This window comes from Actinoplanes xinjiangensis (genome assembly GCF_003148685.1).
In the GTDB taxonomy this organism is placed as follows: Bacteria; Actinomycetota; Actinomycetes; order Mycobacteriales; family Micromonosporaceae; genus Actinoplanes; species Actinoplanes xinjiangensis.
The window spans coordinates 73,546-89,847 of the sequence record NZ_QGGR01000012.1 but is presented as its reverse complement, the minus strand read 5'-3'; the positions used below and the strand labels follow the sequence as shown (position 1 = coordinate 89,847).

14 protein-coding genes are annotated in these 16,302 nt (G+C 71.5%); 12 read left to right on the top strand and 2 right to left on the bottom strand.

Annotated elements, in window-relative coordinates:
* The first annotated feature begins 112 nt into the window (after positions 1-112).
* From BC793_RS25810 to BC793_RS52395, 3 genes are read left to right on the top strand one after another with little or no spacing between them, the layout of a single operon-like run.
* The gene (locus BC793_RS25810; RefSeq protein WP_146246446.1) at positions 113-922 is read left to right on the top strand and encodes a hypothetical protein; all 810 of its coding nucleotides are present in this window, start codon (positions 113-115) and stop codon (positions 920-922) included.
* Positions 919-1,773, top strand: coding sequence for a hypothetical protein (locus BC793_RS25805; RefSeq protein ID WP_109596604.1), 855 nt, complete (start codon positions 919-921; stop codon positions 1,771-1,773). Before BC793_RS25810 ends, BC793_RS25805 begins: the two co-directional genes overlap by 4 nt.
* Positions 1,770-4,166, top strand: coding sequence for a M48 family metalloprotease (locus tag BC793_RS52395; protein ID WP_146246445.1), 2,397 nt, complete (start codon positions 1,770-1,772; stop codon positions 4,164-4,166). Before BC793_RS25805 ends, BC793_RS52395 begins: the two co-directional genes overlap by 4 nt.
* On the opposite strand, the gene BC793_RS49740 is transcribed toward BC793_RS52395, so the two are convergent.
* Positions 4,153-4,632, bottom strand: a complete 480-nt coding sequence (locus tag BC793_RS49740) for a hypothetical protein (RefSeq protein WP_158319364.1) — start codon at positions 4,630-4,632, stop codon at positions 4,153-4,155. The two genes, BC793_RS52395 and BC793_RS49740, sit on opposite strands and share 14 nt — an antisense overlap.
* 286 nt (positions 4,633-4,918) lie before the next feature.
* On the opposite strand from BC793_RS49740, the gene BC793_RS25790 reads away from it, so the two are divergent.
* Positions 4,919-6,394: a DUF1996 domain-containing protein gene (locus BC793_RS25790; protein WP_239169914.1), complete on the top strand. Its 1,476-nt coding sequence runs from the start codon at positions 4,919-4,921 to the stop codon at positions 6,392-6,394.
* Between the two features lie 62 nt (positions 6,395-6,456).
* Here the strand turns inward: BC793_RS25790 and BC793_RS25785 are convergent, their stop codons facing one another.
* Positions 6,457-7,623: a serine hydrolase domain-containing protein gene (locus BC793_RS25785; protein ID WP_109596598.1), complete on the bottom strand. Its 1,167-nt coding sequence runs from the start codon at positions 7,621-7,623 to the stop codon at positions 6,457-6,459.
* A 117-nt stretch (positions 7,624-7,740) separates the two neighbouring features.
* Here BC793_RS25785 and BC793_RS25780 point away from each other — a divergent pair, with 117 nt between their 5' ends.
* The 8 genes from BC793_RS25780 (at position 7,741) to BC793_RS25745 (ending at position 16,289) form a co-directional block, all read left to right on the top strand.
* Positions 7,741-8,529 carry a bestrophin-like domain gene (locus BC793_RS25780; protein WP_158319363.1) on the top strand — a complete coding sequence of 263 codons (789 nt, stop codon included), beginning with the start codon at positions 7,741-7,743 and terminating at the stop codon, positions 8,527-8,529.
* 62 nt (positions 8,530-8,591) lie between these two features.
* Entirely contained in the window at positions 8,592-10,637 is a 2,046-nt protein-coding gene (gene glgX, locus BC793_RS25775; protein ID WP_109596594.1) for a glycogen debranching protein GlgX, read from the top strand.
* Positions 10,634-12,520: an AGE family epimerase/isomerase gene (locus tag BC793_RS25770; protein WP_109596592.1), complete on the top strand. Its 1,887-nt coding sequence runs from the start codon at positions 10,634-10,636 to the stop codon at positions 12,518-12,520. The genes glgX and BC793_RS25770 overlap by 4 nt, the downstream gene beginning before the upstream one ends.
* Positions 12,517-13,380, top strand: coding sequence for a type 1 glutamine amidotransferase domain-containing protein (locus BC793_RS25765; RefSeq protein ID WP_109596590.1), 864 nt, complete (start codon positions 12,517-12,519; stop codon positions 13,378-13,380). The genes BC793_RS25770 and BC793_RS25765 overlap by 4 nt, the downstream gene beginning before the upstream one ends.
* Entirely contained in the window at positions 13,377-13,976 is a 600-nt protein-coding gene (locus BC793_RS25760; protein WP_203896131.1) for a DJ-1/PfpI family protein, read from the top strand. Before BC793_RS25765 ends, BC793_RS25760 begins: the two co-directional genes overlap by 4 nt.
* Positions 13,973-15,700, top strand: coding sequence for a thiamine pyrophosphate-binding protein (locus BC793_RS25755; protein ID WP_203896132.1), 1,728 nt, complete (start codon positions 13,973-13,975; stop codon positions 15,698-15,700). The genes BC793_RS25760 and BC793_RS25755 overlap by 4 nt, the downstream gene beginning before the upstream one ends.
* Positions 15,697-16,110, top strand: coding sequence for a nuclear transport factor 2-like protein (locus BC793_RS25750; protein ID WP_109596588.1), 414 nt, complete (start codon positions 15,697-15,699; stop codon positions 16,108-16,110). The genes BC793_RS25755 and BC793_RS25750 overlap by 4 nt, the downstream gene beginning before the upstream one ends.
* Positions 16,107-16,289 carry a nuclear transport factor 2 family protein gene (locus tag BC793_RS25745; RefSeq protein ID WP_109596586.1) on the top strand — a complete coding sequence of 61 codons (183 nt, stop codon included), beginning with the start codon at positions 16,107-16,109 and terminating at the stop codon, positions 16,287-16,289. Before BC793_RS25750 ends, BC793_RS25745 begins: the two co-directional genes overlap by 4 nt.
* Positions 16,290-16,302 lie beyond the last annotated feature (13 nt).

Here is a 16,302-nt window from a genome sequence, read left to right as displayed (position 1 = left end):
GGTGGATGATCGGCGCGAGCCGTCACCCCGTCGGTGGACGGCGTTGTGTCCCGGTTCCTGGAAGGCTTCGGCGGCATCGCGAATCATGACCGTCGCCGACGGAAGGAACGGGATGATCCCGAGAATCGCACGCTTCACCGGAGTGCTGACGGCTTCGTGTCTTGCCGCGTTCGCCCTGCAGACAGCCGCTTTCGCCGCGGCCGACGACCCGGCTCCACTCAGTCTCGACAAGAGGTTCACGGCCGCGACCGGCAAAGGCGCCGGCGACCAGCCGTCATCCCTGCGCACCTGCACGGGATTCCCCGAAGGGGCGAAATCCGGCACCGACGGGTGGGAATTCGACCAGCCGGTAGCGGGCGGGACCCCACTGGCGTACGTCATGGGTTTCATCGAGACGGTCGACGGCAACGCGAATCCCGCGCTGCTCGGGGTGATCGCCGGTCAGCTCTACAAGGTCGACGTCAACGAGCGGACCCTGGCGGGGCAGTTCGGGCCGGAGGACCTGCTGCCGGCGCCGCCGGGGGTCACCGGCGCGCTGACCACGCGCGGACTACGGCTGTCCACCCCCCAGGGCTGGCGGCTCGCCTCGGGCGCGCTGCTGGTGACCGGCGGCACGGCCGGCCCGGCGAAGACCTTCGCGCTGACCGCGGTGTGCCTACCGCCGTCCTCGTCGCCTTCGCCGTCGACCTCGCCGTCGACCTCGCCGTCCGTTTCCCGGCCGGCCGCACCGTCGCCCTCGCCGAGCGCATCGGCGAGCACGGCACCGGGCACCTCGCCGAGTGCCACCCCGGCGGCCACGCTGCCGATCACCGGTGACCGGGCGGGCACGGTCGCGGTGCTGGGCCTCATCGCGGTGGTGGCCGGGCTGCTGCTGCTCGGCGCACTCCGGTGGCGGCGTGACCGGGTGCGGTTCACCGCGTGAGGGCGCCGGCCGTGCGGCTCGCGGTCGCCGGGACCGCCCTGATCGGTGTGCTCGCCGGATGCGTCACGCGTACCCCGACGTCGACGGAGGCGAGCCAGGTCGCCCTGCCGTCGCTCGCGGCCAGCCTGCCGGCCGTCCCGGCCGACGACCCGCAGTCGGCGCCATCGGCACCGTCGGGATCGGCGGCGCCGACGACGCCCGCGGCACCGGCCTCCTCCCGGCCGGCCGGGTCACCGGGACCGACGGGCACCACGAAGGGACGGCCACCGGGGCCACCACCGGCGCCGGCCCCCGCTGCGCGGCCCCGCGTACCGACCGGGGCCGAGCTGCGCAAGGCACTGCTCGGCTCCGGTGACCTGCCCGGCTTCCAGGTGGACGGCGGGGCCGGCGGCGACGCCGGCGGAGGCGGCTGCCCGGCCCTGGACACCGACTTCTCCAGCGGCGCGAGCGCCAAGGCGGAGGTGCTGCTGTTCCAGTCGGCGTCGACGGAATCGGCCTACATCCGGGAGCGGGTACGCCAGCTCGGCGAGTCACGGGCCCGGGCCGCGCTGGACCGGGTCCGGGGCGCTCCCGGCAGCTGCGGGACGTTCACCACCACCGTCGACCAGCTGGGCGCGGTCACCGTGAGCGTGAATCGGCTCGGCGTGGGCCGGATCGGCGACGAGGCGACCGCACTGCGCATCACCATGCGGCCGAAGATCGCCTCGCTTGTGGCCGTCGAGAACCTGGTTCTGGTCCGGCGCGGTGGCACCCTGATCATCCTCAGTCACACCAGCCTGTCGGCCATCGACGACGCCCTCACGGTCCGGGCCGCGGCCAGGGCGTACACGAAGACCACGTCGGTGTGGTGACCGGGACCCCGGCCGACCTGCGCCGGGCGGCCGGCGATCCGTCGGTGCTGCCGACCACACTGTCGGCCCGGTTCCTGGTCCTGTTCGTCCTGATCCTGGCGGCCACCGCGTCGATCTGGGGTTACCTCGGGGTGCGGCTCGGCCGTCCCGGCGAAGCGAGGGTCGCCGAGTGCCTGGCCGGGACCGGGTTGTCGCGCCTTCCGGCGTACCAGCCGGACGGCCCGCCGGGGCTGCTCGGCGACACCGTCCCGGTCATCGCGTGCGTGGCGCCCGACATGGGCCTGATCGTGTGGTCGGCGCTGGCCGGCCCGGTGGCGCTGGTGACGTCGGCCCTGGTCGCCTACGCTCTGGCCACCGGCTGGCGGCTGCGCCACCGGCGGGGGCGCTTCCAGCCGCTCGACCGGTACGACGCGGCGGCCGCCGCCGAGATCGACGAGCTGGCCGGGGGCTATGACCTGCCCCGGCCGCCGGCCGTCATGGTGGCGCCGCACGGCCACGACTCGTTCGTCTTCGGCACCGCCCGGCGCCCGTATCTCTGCGTCGCCGGCCGGATCGTCAAGGAACGTGCCGGTGACCCGGTGCGGTTCACCGGCACCGTGCTGCACGAGCTGGCCCACCTGAAGAATCGGGACACCGGTCCGACGTTGCTGCTCAGCACGGCATGGCGGTCGTTCCTGGCGCTGGGCGTGACGCCGTATCTGGCGGTGCTGGCCACCGATGTGGCCGGTCTGCTGCCACGGGCGACCGGCTTCTGGCACGACGACCTGCATTCCGTCCTGGCGATCGCGGTGATGCTGGCGCTGGTGACGCTGACCCGGCTGGCGGTGCTGCGCGACCGGGAGCTGACCGCCGACGCGACCGCGGGCCGGCACCGGCTGGGCCACGTCGTGGAGCCGTTCCTGAAGCAGGGCGCACCGTCGGGGCGGGCCCGTCTTCCGGTCATGCTGCGGACGCACCCGGACACGACACAGCGGCTGCGGGTGGCCGCCGAGCCGTGGACGCTGCCGCCGCTGTCGCCGGCGCAGCTGTTCGGTGCCGGAATCGGCCTGGCGGTGCTGAGCCAGGACGCCGGGACCCTCGCCTGGCAGGCGCTGGTGGCGACGGGGTTCGACCCGTTGCCCGGGCCGGGGACGACGTTCGTGCTGATCGTGGTGGTGGCGCTGGCCACGGCCGGCCCGATCGGCGCACTGGCCTGGCTGGTGGACGCGACGGCCTGGCAGCGGCGGCTCGCGGCGGGCGGCCCTCCGGTCGCGACGCTGGCTCTCGCCCTGGGCGTAGGCATGCTGGCCGGCGAGCCGGCCGCGGTGTCGGCGGCGAACGCCAGCCGCTGGGGTGTCTTCGACGGGGTGGGCGACGGCTCGGCCGGGCCCGCGGTGGTGTCCGCGTCTGCCCTCGTCGGCATCGTGGCGGCCATGTCCCGGTGGTCGTGGGACAACGCGGGCGCGTGGCTGCCGACGGTCCGCGGCTCGCTGCGCCGGGTGTCGCGGCGCAGCGCCGCGATCGGCACGGTGGCGATCCTGCCCTGGTACGCGACGTGGTGGTCGATGCACGACACCCCGCTGCACGGCCGCCTGTATCTGTGGACGCCGGGTTTCGCCGAGGCGCTGACCTTTCGCTTCACGCCGCTGCCGGGCGCGGAGTGGCTACAGATCACCTACATCCCGTGGGACATGCTCGGCTGGGCCCCCGGCGTCGCCGGGCTCACCGTGCTGCCGTTGCTGGTGACGACGGTGGGCCTGTTGCGGTCCCGGACGCCGCGGACACCGGACTGGCTCGGCGGTGGTGACATCGTGCCGGTGGTCCGGCCGCCGGATCGCCGTCCGCCGCTCGGCCGGGCCGTGCTGGTCGGGGCGGCCGGGACGGTCGTGCTGCTGGTCGCGGGATCGGTGCTGTCCTGGACGGCGCACGTGACGATCTCCGACGTCTACCGGCGGGACCGCGAGGACCTGATCGGGTTCCTGCACTACCTGCTGTCCACGGCCGCTCTGCTGACCGCCGCGGTCGGCGCGCTCGCCGCGGCGGTGACGACCGCGTCCCACCGGTCCCGCAGCGTCGTCGCCGGGCTGGTGTCGGCTCTGGTCGTGGCGTTCGCCGGCGCGGTGGCCACCCCGGCACTGATGGGTGTGGCCGCGTGCGGCCTGCCCGCCGAGCCGGGTTGCCTGAACGAACCGCTCAGCGGCTACCTGGTGCTGTTCGGCATGTCCGGCACGGCCTTTCCGGTGAAGACGGTCGTGGCCGGCATGATCGTGGCCGGTCTGGTGGCGATGGCACCGCGCCGGCCGCCGTCGGCCGAGCGGCGACCGCCGGGACGGCCGGTGACCGTGCTGATCGGCTCCGGCGCCGCCGCGGCCGTCGTCGTGCTGGCCGCCGCGACCTGGCTCAATCTCCAGTAGTGGGGCCGGGTGCCCGGGGCAGCCGGTCGCGCACCGCGGCGGCCAGTGCCGCGGCCGCCGCGGGATCGAGCCCGCGGCCCTTGGCCAGACCGGTGACGGCGTCGGTGACCCGCTCGATCTGTTCGTCGCTGAAGGTGGGGACGTCGGACCGGGCGACGAGTTCGTCCTTCGGCTTGCGGCGGCGTTTCAGGAATCCGCGGACCCCGTCGACACCCTTCTTGATCGATTCCTCGAGAACGACGTCGAGGGCCGCCTTCGCGATGTAGAGGGCCACCGCGGTCAGTCCGACCGCCACCTCCACGCCGCTGCCCAGGGGCGTGCCCGGTCGCCGGGTGGTCAGCGCCCGGCGCGGGTCGGCGAAATACGCCTCGGCGTCGGCGTCCACATAGGGCAGCTGGTCCGGTTCCGTCTCGCCGACGATGGCACGGGCGATCTCGACGGTGAACTCGCGGTCACTGGTCTGCACGATCGGCGCTCCCGGGGTGCTCGACGGCCACTACCGGGTTCCCACCGTAGCCGTGCCTGGCGACCGGCACACCCGTTCGGAGTACCCGGGCATCGACCCGTACCGAATTAAAGAGAACTTAAGAAAGCGCGTACGAAAAACTGTTATTGAAAGGCGTTACGACGGCCACCAGCACCGCTCTGACCAGGGGAAATGAATTTGTTCTTGACGTATTGAGTTACCTGTGATGCGTCTGCATAATTCGTGCCGCACCCCTTTCCCCGCCATTCTGAGGATCGATATGGGCATGGAATCCCAGCACGCCGCCCCGCCCGGCCCGAGGCGCCGCCGCCGTACCACCCGGGTGGTCCTGGGCGCCGCCGTCGTCGCCGCGCTCGGGGCGAGCGGCATCTACATCGCCACCGCGGGCGCCGGCGAGGTGACCACCCCGGGGACGCTGCAGGCCGAGGCGTACGCGGCGCAGTCGGGCGCGAAGACGGAGAACACCTCGGACGCCGGCGGCGGCCGGAACGTCGGGTGGCTGGCGAACGGCGACTGGCTGGAGTACCGCGACGTCACGATCGGCAGCACGTCGCTCAGCGCCCGGATCGCCTCGGGCAACCCCGACGGCGGCTCGATCGAGGCGCGGCTGGGCACCCGGAGCGGCACGCTGCTGGCGACCTTCCCGGTCGCGTCGACCGGCGGATGGCAGAAGTGGACGACGGTCACCGCGAAGGCCGCCGCCGTGCCCGCCGGCAGGCAGACGCTGGTGCTGGTCATGAAAAGCCGGTCGCGCTCGGACTTCGTCAACATCAACCACCTCACCGTGGGCGTCGCCGCCTCCGCGTCGGCGACCCCGGCGACCCCGGCCCCGGCCAGTGCCACTCCGGCCCGGCCCGCCGCCTCCGGTGCCGCGCCCACCAGCCCGTCCGCGAGCCCGGGTGGCTGGGTGCCGGTCGACGAGGCGGCCTGGAAGGAGACGCTCGCCCTGCACCGGGCGGTCCAGCCGAAGGCCGTCCCGGCCGGCATCGTGCGGGTTCCGGAGTTCCACACCAACTGCACCGTCGCCAATGAGGCGGCGGACGACCCGATCGTCCTGCCGAACCTGCCGGGCGCGTCGCACCTGCACACCTTCTTCGGGCCGAAGGTGACCGCGGGCAGCACACCGGCCCAGCTGCGCACGCAGTCGACCACGTGTGACGCGGCGGGTGACAACAGTGCCTACTGGGCGCCGACGCTGCTGCTGAACGGCAGGCCGGTGAAGATGAAGGACTTCCGGGCCTACTACGGCGCGAAGGTCAAGGATCCGGCGACGGTCGTGCCGTTCCCGCCCGGCCTGGTCATGGTGCAGGGCGACGCCAAGCGGCAGGTGGCGACGCCGAAGGGCGCGAGCGGGCAGTTCTGGTGCGCGGGCAGTGCCGAGATCGGCCGCAGCGCCGACGGCAACTGGCCGAAGTGCGCGGCCGGCGGCAACCTGATCTACCAGCTCACCTACCAGGACTGCTGGGACGGCAAGCACATCGACTCGCCGGATCACCGGTCGCACATGGGCCCGGCGGTCAACGGCGTCTGCACCGGAAAGTACCCGGTGGCGGTCCCGAACATCTCGATGATGCTGGGTTACGACTCGCTCGGCGGTGACGGGCTGACCCTGTCGTCCGGAATGGCGTCCTCGATCCACGGCGACTTCATGAACGCGTGGGACCCGGCGAAGCTGGCCGCGCTGGTGAAGGTCTGCATCAATGCCGACGCCAAGTGCGGTACGACGCCGTCGTTCGGCTGAGAATCCGTGCCGGCTGCGCACGAGCAGGTCGTTCCCCTGCCTCGTGCGCGGCCGCGTCGCCGTCAGCCCGCGGTGAGTTCGGCGGCGATCCGCGCGGCCACGGTCTTGGCGGCGTTCACCTCGGTGGTGGTACGGCCACGGGTCGTGGCGACGGCGATGGCGATGTCCCGGCCGGGCAGGTAGCTCTGCACCGCGGCGTAGCCGGCGAACGACGGGGTCTGCTGGATCCAGCCGTCGTCGACCATGACGCCGAGCCCGTAGTGGCGCTGCGCGGTGTGGTGGACGCAGATCGGCGCGGGGCAGCCGGCGGTCGGCCCGCCGAGACCCACGGTGCCCGGGTCGAGCATGATGCGCTGATCGGCCGCGGACAGCAGCCGGCCGGTGCCGACGGCCCGCGCCGAGGTCTCCAGATCGCAGATGTCGGAGGTCAGGACGGCGCCGGCCGCGGTGGTCCACGACGGGTTCCAGTAGGTCGAGTCCTCGTACCGGTCCCGCTCGATGGTGTAGGCGTGCAGCACCGGCGACGGAATCTCCGCGGTGTCGCCGACGACCGTGGTGCGCAGGCCCAGCGGGTTCAGGACGTCCCGCTGGATCAGGTCCTTGAGCGGGGTGCCGGTGGCGCGGGCCAGGATCCGGCCGAGGATGACGAAGTTGGCGTGCGAGTAGCTCCAGTTGGTGCCGGGCTCGTACCAGAGGCGCCGCTCCATGGCCAGGTCGATCAGCTCCTGCTCGGTCCAGTGCCGGAACGGGTCGGCGTAGATCCGGTCGATGAACGGCTGGTAGGTCACGTAGTCGGGATAGCCCGACGTGCTGCTGCCGAGCATCCGCAGGGTGACGTCGCGGGCCCTGGGCAATGCGGGGTACCAGCGGGCGACCGGGTCGTCGAGGCCCAGCACGCCCTTGCCGGCCAGTTGCAGCAGCAGGGTGGTCATGTAGGTGATACCGACCGCCCCGGTGCGGAACCGCATGCCGGTGGTGGCCGGGACACCTGCCGTCGACTCGCCGGTCGCGGCGGTGACGATCGCCCGCCCGCCGGCCGAGACCCGGAGGATGACCGCGTTCAGGCCGAACTCGTGGCGGGCCGCCTCGGCGATCCCGGCGATCCGCGCGGCGACGCCGTCCGGGCGGGCGGTCGGCGCGCACCCGGTATCAACGGTGCGGGCGACCGCCGGGACCGCGGGGGCCACCAGCACGCCGGCGATCAAGATGGACAAAAGAGCGCGTCGCATCTGTCCATTGTCCGCGGCTCGCCGGCGATCATGGCGACTATCAGCGAAAACACGTCCGGTTCGGGGTGCCGCGGACACAATGCCTGTGAACTCCTCGACGGGATGGGATACAGGGCGATGGCGAAGTGGCTCGCGGCGGAACTACCGGAATGGGTCACCCTGATCGCCCTGGTGATCGGGCTGCCCGTACTCATGGTGTTGCTCGAGTCCCTGGTCCACCGGCGGCTGCCGCACTGGCGGCGCGGGGAGCACAACGACGCGACCGGGATCATGCTGTCCGCCGCGGCGGTGGTGTATTCGGTGGCGATCGGCCTGTGCGTGGTGACCCTGTGGGAGAAGCGCAACGACGCCCGCGTGGCCACCGAGGCGGAGGCGCTGAACCTGCTGGCCGTGGCCGAGGGCGGCCGGGTCTGCGATCCGCAGGTGCGGGCGGCCATCGACGCGGGGGTGCTGGCCTACAACCGGGACGTGCTCGCGGCCTGGCCTCAACGGGTCCGCGGAGAGGCGGTCCCGGCAGTCGGCGAGGCGGTGGATTCGCTGCTCACCGTGATCGGCGGCATCACCCCGCAGACCGCGGCGCAGGAGGCGTTCGTCCGCGATGCCATGGAGCGGCTCACCCGGGCCACCGAGCTGCGGGCCGAGGCGGTACGCCTGGCGCACGACCAGCAACTGCCGGACGTCGTGTGGATCTCGGTACTGATCGGATCGATGGTGGTGCTGTCGCTCTGCGTGACCTGTGGCGTCCGCGACGACATGCTGCGGCGGGTGCTGGTGGGCGGGGTGGCCGCGACGATCGGGGTCAATGTGTTCCTGGCCGTCGAGCTGAACTACCCGTTCGCGGGCGCCGTCCGGATCGAACCGGAGAGTTATGAGCGCGTCGTGGCACACCTCGAACAGTCGCGCTGATCCCGCCGACGCGGATACCCGGAAACATGAAAATTATTCACGCTGCTACCTAGGCTCTGACCATGAGCGTGAGCCAGCTCCAACGGCCCGTCTACCAGGCCGAACCGGGGCGCAGCCATCCACTCGGCGCCACCACTGACGACGACGGCGTGAACTTCGCGTTCTTCTCCGAACACGCCACCGGGATGGAACTACTCATCTTCGCGAACGCCGGCGACATCGAGCCGGTCCAGACCGTCGCCCTCGACCCCGAACCGCACCGCAGCTTCGCCGTCTGGCACGTGCATCTGCGTGGCCTGCGGGCGCCCGCCTTCTACGCGCTGCGGGTCTCCGGCCCGGACGGTGACGGGATGCGCTTCCAGCCGGAGAAGGTGCTCGCCGATCCGTACGCCCGTGGTCTTGATCGGAGTCTCTGGAAGAGAGAAGCCGCCTGCGTGCCCGGTGACACGCTGGCGACCTCGCTGCGCTGCGCGGTCATCGACGAGCGCGGCTACGACTGGGCGGGCGACCAGCCACTGAATCGTCCGATGTCCGAAATGGTCGTCTACGAGATGCACGTCGGCGGGTTCACCCGGTCGCCCGGCGCGGGCACGGACCGGCCCGGCACGTTCGCCGCGGTCATCGAGAAGATCCCGTATCTCACCGCGCTCGGTGTCACCGCCGTGGAACTGCTGCCGGTCTTCGACTTCGACCACACGACGAACAACTACTGGGGCTACAGCACGGCCGGTTTCTTCGCGCCGCACGCCGGCTACTGCGACCGGCCCGAGGCGGCCGGCCACGTCCGGGAGTTCCGGGACATGGTCAAGGCGCTGCACGCGGCCGGCATCGAGGTGATTCTGGACGTCGTCTTCAACCACACCGACGAGGGCAACCACCTGGGGCCGCTGTTCTGCTGGGCCGGCCTGGACAACCCCAACTACTACTACCTGCACCAGGCCGACAGGCGGTACTACGACGACTACTCCGGCTGCGGCAACACACTGATGACCAACCATCCGATCGTCACCAAGATGATCGTCGAGTGCCTGGAGTACTGGGTCCGGGAGATGCACGTCGACGGCTTCCGGTTCGACGAGGCCGCGGTGCTGACCCGGGGACCGGGCGGGGTGATCCTCGACGAACCGCCGGTGGTGTGGCAGATCGAACTGTCCGACACGCTCGCCACCACGAAGATCATCGCGGAGGCGTGGGACGCGGCCGGGGCGTACGAGGTCGGCAGCTACCCCGGCTACCGCTGGGCCGAGTGGAACGGGCGATTCCGCGACACCGTGCGCCGGTTCGTGCGCGGCGATCCCGGGCTGATCGGTGAGATGGCCGAACGTCTCGGCGGCAGCGCCGGCCTCTACCAGCCCCGCGGGCACCGGCCGACCAACGGCGTCAACTTCGTCACCTGCCACGACGGGTTCACACTGGCCGATCTGGTCTCCTACGACCGCAAGCACAACGAGGCCAACGGTGAGGGCGGCCGGGACGGCAACGACGACAACCTGAGCTGGAACTGCGGTGCCGAGGGCGACACCGGCGACCCCGGCATCCTGGCGCTGCGCACCCGGCAGATGAAGAACTTCGCCACCCTGCTGCTGGTCTCCCGGGGCGTCCCGATGATCACGGCCGGTGACGAGGTGGCCCGGACCCAGCAGGGCAACAACAACGCCTACTGCCAGGACGGGCCGATCAGCTGGTTCGACTGGTCACTGCCGCATGCCCAGGCCGGGCTGCTGCGGTTCTGGACCGAACTGATCGCGCTGCGCCGCCGCCATCAGGTGCTGCGGCGCGACGAGTTCTGGACCCCGGCCGACGTGACCTGGCACGGCACCCTGCTGTCGCCGCCGGACTTCGACGACCCGCAGGGCCGCGCCTTCGCCTGCACCCTCACCGGAATCGGCGGCGAGCCCGACCTGCACCTGATGATGAACATGCACACCGAGCCGCTGGAGTTCACCCTCGACCCGCGGCGCCGCTGGGCGCGGGTCGTCGACACCGCCCTCGGCTCACCGGCCGACATCGCCGGACCGGGCACCGAGCAGCACGTCACCACCGCCGGCTACCTGGTCACCGCGCACAGCATCGTGCTGCTGCGGACCCTCTCTGGAGAAACCTCGTGAACGAGCTCACCTTCACCTTTTCCGACCTGGTCGCCGGATACGTCACCGGCTACGACCCGTCCACCGACACGGTCACGCTGAACACCTCCGACGGCCGGCCGTTCGCCGCCCGGCTCACCCCGAACACCGTCGCCGAGATGCTGCGCAACCTCGGCGAGGCCTATGTGGACGCCGGCGCGCAGTTCCGCGGCCTGCTCCAGCCGGGCCGTTTCATCCACGTCTACGGCGTCTTCTACCCCGGCGAGGCGAACGGCACCGGGTTCGAGGCCAAGCACGTCCTGTTGTTCGCCAAGGAGGCCGACGAGTACCGCTTCGAGTCGCCGGACTGGTGGCAGCGGCAGGTCCGGGCGATCGCCGACTTCTACCTCCAGGCCGAGTTCGGCGGCGCCGGCATCTTCGACTACCGCGGCTACCGGACCGACCTGTCGATCCTCGGCACCAAGACCCAGTCGGTACGGCAGGAGACCGACACCATCTCCCGCCTGGTGTACGGACTGGCCACCGCCTACCTGCTCAACGGCGGTCAGCCCTATCTGGACGCCGCGCGGGCCGGGGCCGACTACCTGATCGAGCACTTCTGCCAGGTGGACCGCAGTCAGCAGATCGCCTACTGGTACCACGCCATCGACGTGCTGCCGGACGGCGGCGAACGCAAGATCCTGGCCTCGGAGTCCGGCGACGACTTCAACGCCATCCCCTGCTACGAACAGATCTACGCGATCGCCGGGCTCACCCAGCTGTACCGGCTCACCGGGGCGCCGCGGCTGCGCGAGATCATCGACCTGACGATCAACCTGTTCCAGAAGTACTTCCGGGACCCGGACCACGGCGGCTACTTCTCGCACATCGACCCGGTCACGTTCGATCCGCGCAGCCCGGCGCTGGACACCGGCGGTCACACCAACGCCGACCGGAAGAACTGGAACTCCGTCGGCGACCACATCCCGGCGTACCTGATCAACCTGTTCCTCGCCACCGGCGAGCAGAAGTACGCCGACATGCTGGAGGACTGCTGCGACACCATCACCCAGCGGTTCCCCGACTACGACAACAGCCCGTTCGTGCAGGAGAAGTTCTTCGGTGACTGGCGCAAGGACCAGGAGTACGGCCAGCAGCGGAACCGGGCCATCGTCGGGCACAACCTGAAGATCGCGTGGAACCTGACCCGGATGAACAGCCTGCGGCCCAAGGACGCGTACGTCGCGATGGCCACCCGGATCGCCGACCTGATGCCGTCGGTCGGTGCCGACCCGCAGCGCGGCGGCTGGTACGACATGGTCGAGCGGGTCACCGCGCCGGGCGAGCGCTTCCACCGTCTGGTGTGGCATGACCGGAAGGCCTGGTGGCAGCAGGAGCAGGGCATCCTGGCGTACCTGATCCTGGACGGCGTCCTGGACCGTCCCGAGTACGCCAAGCAGGCCCGGGAGGGCGCCGCCTTCTACAACGCGTGGATGCTCGACACCGGCGCCGGCGGTGTCTACTTCAACGTGCTGGCCAACGGTGTCCCGTTCGAACTGGGCAGCGAGCGCAGCAAGGGCTCGCACGCGATGGCCATGTACCACAGCGCGGAACTGGGCTACCTGGCCGCCGTCTACGGCAACCTGCTGCGCCGCGAGCAGCCGATGGACCTGTGGTTCCAGCCGCAGCCCGGCGCGTTCGGCGCGACCCTGCGGGTGGCACCCGACCTGCTGCCCGCCGGCCGGGTGCGGATCTCGCAGGTGTGGGTCAACGGCCATGAGCACCGGGACTTCGATCCGGAGGCGATGACGGTGGCCCTGCCGCACAGCGACCAGCCGCAGAACGTCCGCGTCCGGCTCACCCCGACCGCGCTGATCAAGGAACTGGCCGGAGCCGGCGCGGGCGCGATCGGGGGACTCGCATGACCAAGATCCTGTTCGCCGTCTCCGAGTGGGGCTACTGGGGTGAGGAACTCATCGGGCCGCTCGACGCCTGCGATCGCGCGGGGTACGAGGTCGAGTTCGTCACCCCGACCGGAGCCCGGCCCACCCCACTGGCCGTCAGCATGGACACGACGTACGTCGATCCGCCGCAGGGCCGCTCGGTGACCGCCGGGGACATGGCCCGCCGGACCCGTGAGGTGGACGCCTCGGACCGGCTGGACAAACCGCACGACCTGGCCGGCTGGGTGCCGGCCCGGCCCTACCCCAGCTCCCCGGCGTATCTGCGGGACAGCGAGGAGTACTACCGCAAGATCGAACGGATCGTCACCCACGACCTGCCCGCGTACGACGCCCTGGTGATCGTCGGCGGCAGCGGCGCCATGGTCGACCTGGCCAACAACCAGCGCCTGCACCAGCTGATCCTCGGTTTCGTCCGGCTGGACCGGCCGGTCGCCGCCGTCTGTTACGGCGTCGCGGCGCTGGCCTTCGCCCGTGACCCGCTGCGCAAACTCAGCATCATCAAGGGCAGGCGGGTGACCGGCCACCCGATCGACTACGACTACCACGACGGCACCGGCTTCGAGGGACCGCACGCGCTGGACGGCTCGAACTCCGGCTTCGGCGACGGGTACGTCAATTTCGGGCCGCCGTTCTACCCGCTGGAATTCGTCCTGCGGGACGCGGTCGGGCCGGACGGCGAGTTCATCGGCAACGTCGGGCACGCCGAGAGCGTCATCGTCGACCACCCGTTCATCACGGCCCGCTCCACCGAATCGTCGGTCGGGTGCGGACGGGCGATCGTCGACGTCCTCGATCACGGACTGCGCAGGTACGGCTGGTGAGCGGCCCGCTGGCCGGGCACCGGATCGCCGTGCTCGTGGAGAGCGACTTCTACGAGCACGAGATCTGGTACTACTCGTACCGGTTCCCGGAGGAGGGCGCCGAACTGCACTTCCTCACCCGGCTCTGGGGCCAGGAGTCGATCACGTTCACCGGCCACGAATACAAGGCGCCGCTCGTCTGCGCCGCGTCGTTCGAGGGTCTGGACGACGACACTCTGCGGTCGTACTCGGCGATCATCGTGCCCTCGGCGATGGTCAGCGACCGGCTGCGTTACAGCGAGGACCTCGCGAAGCTGCCGCCCGCGACCGACTTCGTGCGCCGGGCCTTCGCCGAGCCACGGATCGTCAAGGGGATCATCTGCCACGGGCTCTGGCTGCTGTCGCGGGTGCCCGAACTGGTCCGCGGGCGGCGGCTGACCTGCCACCCCAACCTGTACGGCGACGCACTCAACATGGGCGCCGAGTACGTGGACTCCGACGTGGTGGTCGACGACGACCTGGTCACCGGGCGCACCGGGGCGCAGGCGGGAGTGTTCGCCCGTACCGTGATCGAGCAGATCCACGCCCGGGCCGCCGTCCCGGCGGGTGTGTCGTGACCGCGGCCACCACCCGCCCGGCGGTCGCCGGCACCCTGCGCACCGGGCACCGCCGGCTCCTGGAGCAGCTGCGCGCCGACGGGGTCCGGTACCTGTTCGGCAACCCCGGCTCCAGCGAGGAGGGGCTGCTCGAGGAGATCGCCCGGTTCCCGGACATCGACTACGTGCTCGGTCTCCAGGAGGCCGCGGTGGTGTGCACCGCCGACGGTTACGCGCAGGCCACCGGCCGGCCCGCCGTGGTGCTGCTGCACAGCGGGGTGGGCCTGGGCAACGCCGTGGGCAGCCTCTACCACGCACTGCACCGGCAGACGCCGATGCTCGTGCTGGCCGGGGAGGCCGGGGTCGCGTACGACGCCCTGGAGGCGCACATGTCGGTGAACCTGGTCGACCTCGCCCGGCCGGTCACCAAGTACGCCACCCGCGTCACCCACCCGGAGAGCCTGCTGCGGCTGGTCCGGCGGGCGCTCAAGGTGGCCGCCACACCGCCGCGCGGGCCGGTGTTCCTCGCCGTACCGCAGGACGTCCTGGACCAGCTCGCCGACGAGGCGGTCGTGCCGACGAGCGTGCCGGACACCCGGGTCGTGCCGGAACCGGCGGCGATCCAGTCCGCGGCCCGGCTGCTGGCCGGCGCGCACGCACCGGTGATCCTGGCCGGCGACGGCGTGGCCGCCTCCGGCGCGGTCGACGAGCTGACCCGGTTCGCCGAGACCTGGGGTGCCGTGGTGCACGGCGCGATGGCGTCGGAACTGCTCATGCCGTGGACCCATCCCCTGTGGGGCGGCCTGACCGGGCACATGTTCGGCACCGACAGCGCCGAGCTGGTGGCACACGCCGATGCGGTGCTCGTCGTCGGCACCTACGTCTTCCCCGACGTGTTCCCGGCACTGGGCAGCCCGTTCCGGCCCGGCGCCGCGGTCGTCCAGGTGGACCTCGACCCGTACGCGATCGCCAAGAACCATCCGGTGACCGCCGGGATGCTCGGCGACCCGCGGCTGACGCTGCGGGCCCTGACCGAGGCGCTCGGGGAGGCGCTGACCGAACCGCAACGGCAGGCCGCGGCCGAACGGGTCCGGCGGCGCGCCGCGCTGCGGGCGTCCGCACTGGACAAGGCGCTCACCGACGATCTGGGGACCGGTCTGGAGGCGGATTCCGCACCGCTGCGGATGGCCGCCGTCGCGGCCGCGCTGGCCGGGCTGCTGCCGGACGACGCGATCGTCTTCGACGAGGCGCTCACCAACTCGCCGGCGCTGACCCGGTGGCTGCCACCGACCCGGCCGGGACACTTCTTCCAGACCCCCGGCGGCACGCTCGGCGTCGGCATCCCGGGCGCGATCGGCGCGAAGATCGCCCATCCGGAGCGTACGGTCGTCGGCTTCACCGGCGACGGCGGAGGCATGTACACCTGCCAGGCACTGTGGACCGCCGCCCACCACCGGGTCGGTGCGAAGTTCGTGGTCTGCCACAACGGTGGCTACCAGCTGCTCAAGGACAATCTCGCGCACTACCGGCGGGACCGCGGCGACGACCCGGCCACCGCCTTCCCGTCCTTCTTCGACGTGCGCGAGCCGCGCGTCGACTACGTGCACCTCGCGGCGGCCATGGGCGTGCCCGCCGCCCGGGTCCGGCACGCCGCCGACCTGCCCGGCGTCCTGCGCACGATGCTCGACCACGACGGTCCCTACCTGGTGGAGGCCGTCCTCGACGAACCTGGAGACAACCGGTGACAACCAAGTCCGAAACCCTGTCCGACGCCGTGTCGGCGTTCGCCGCACAGTGGTTCCAGTATCTCGACGTGCACGCGCCGGCCGACCGGCTGGCCGGCTGCCTCGCCACCGACGGCCTGGTGATGGTCTTCCCGGAGCGCACGCTGCGCTCGGTCGACGAGTTCCGGGACTGGTACCGGACCGTGTGCGGCCTCTACACCGACGAGACGCACGAGATCGAGGAGGTCACCCCCACCGTGGCCGACGACCGGATCGACGTGGCCGTGTCGGTGATCTGGCGGGCCACCCAGACCGCCGACGGCTCCCGCCTGGCGATGCGCGCGAAACAGACCTGGCGGCTGGCGCGCACCCCGTCCGGGCCGGGGCTGGTGATCACCGAGTACCGCGTCGACGACCTGGCCGACCTGTGACCACCGCACAGAACCTCGACCTCTGCCGGCGGGTCAGCGACGCCGTCAACGACCGGCGCTACGACGACATGGACGCGCTGTTCGCCCCGGACTTCGTCGACCACAACCCGGCCGAACGCTGGGTGCAGGCCGACACGGCCGGGCTGATGCGCCAGGTCGGCGTCACCCTCCCGCAGTGAAGGAGCCAGCGAC

Bases quoted from the DNA above. Each gene is read 5' to 3' on its own strand.
- BC793_RS25785 (WP_109596598.1), bottom strand. From the start codon at position 7,623: ATGCGACGCGCTCTTTTGTCCATCTTGATCGCCGGCGTGCTGGTGGCC.
- BC793_RS25765 (WP_109596590.1), top strand. From the start codon at position 12,517: ATGACCAAGATCCTGTTCGCCGTCTCCGAGTGGGGCTACTGGGGTGAG.
- BC793_RS25790 (WP_239169914.1), top strand. From the start codon at position 4,919: ATGGAATCCCAGCACGCCGCCCCGCCCGGCCCGAGGCGCCGCCGCCGT.
- BC793_RS25810 (WP_146246446.1), top strand. From the start codon at position 113: ATGATCCCGAGAATCGCACGCTTCACCGGAGTGCTGACGGCTTCGTGT.
- glgX (WP_109596594.1), top strand. From the start codon at position 8,592: ATGAGCGTGAGCCAGCTCCAACGGCCCGTCTACCAGGCCGAACCGGGG.
- BC793_RS25780 (WP_158319363.1), top strand. From the start codon at position 7,741: ATGGCGAAGTGGCTCGCGGCGGAACTACCGGAATGGGTCACCCTGATC.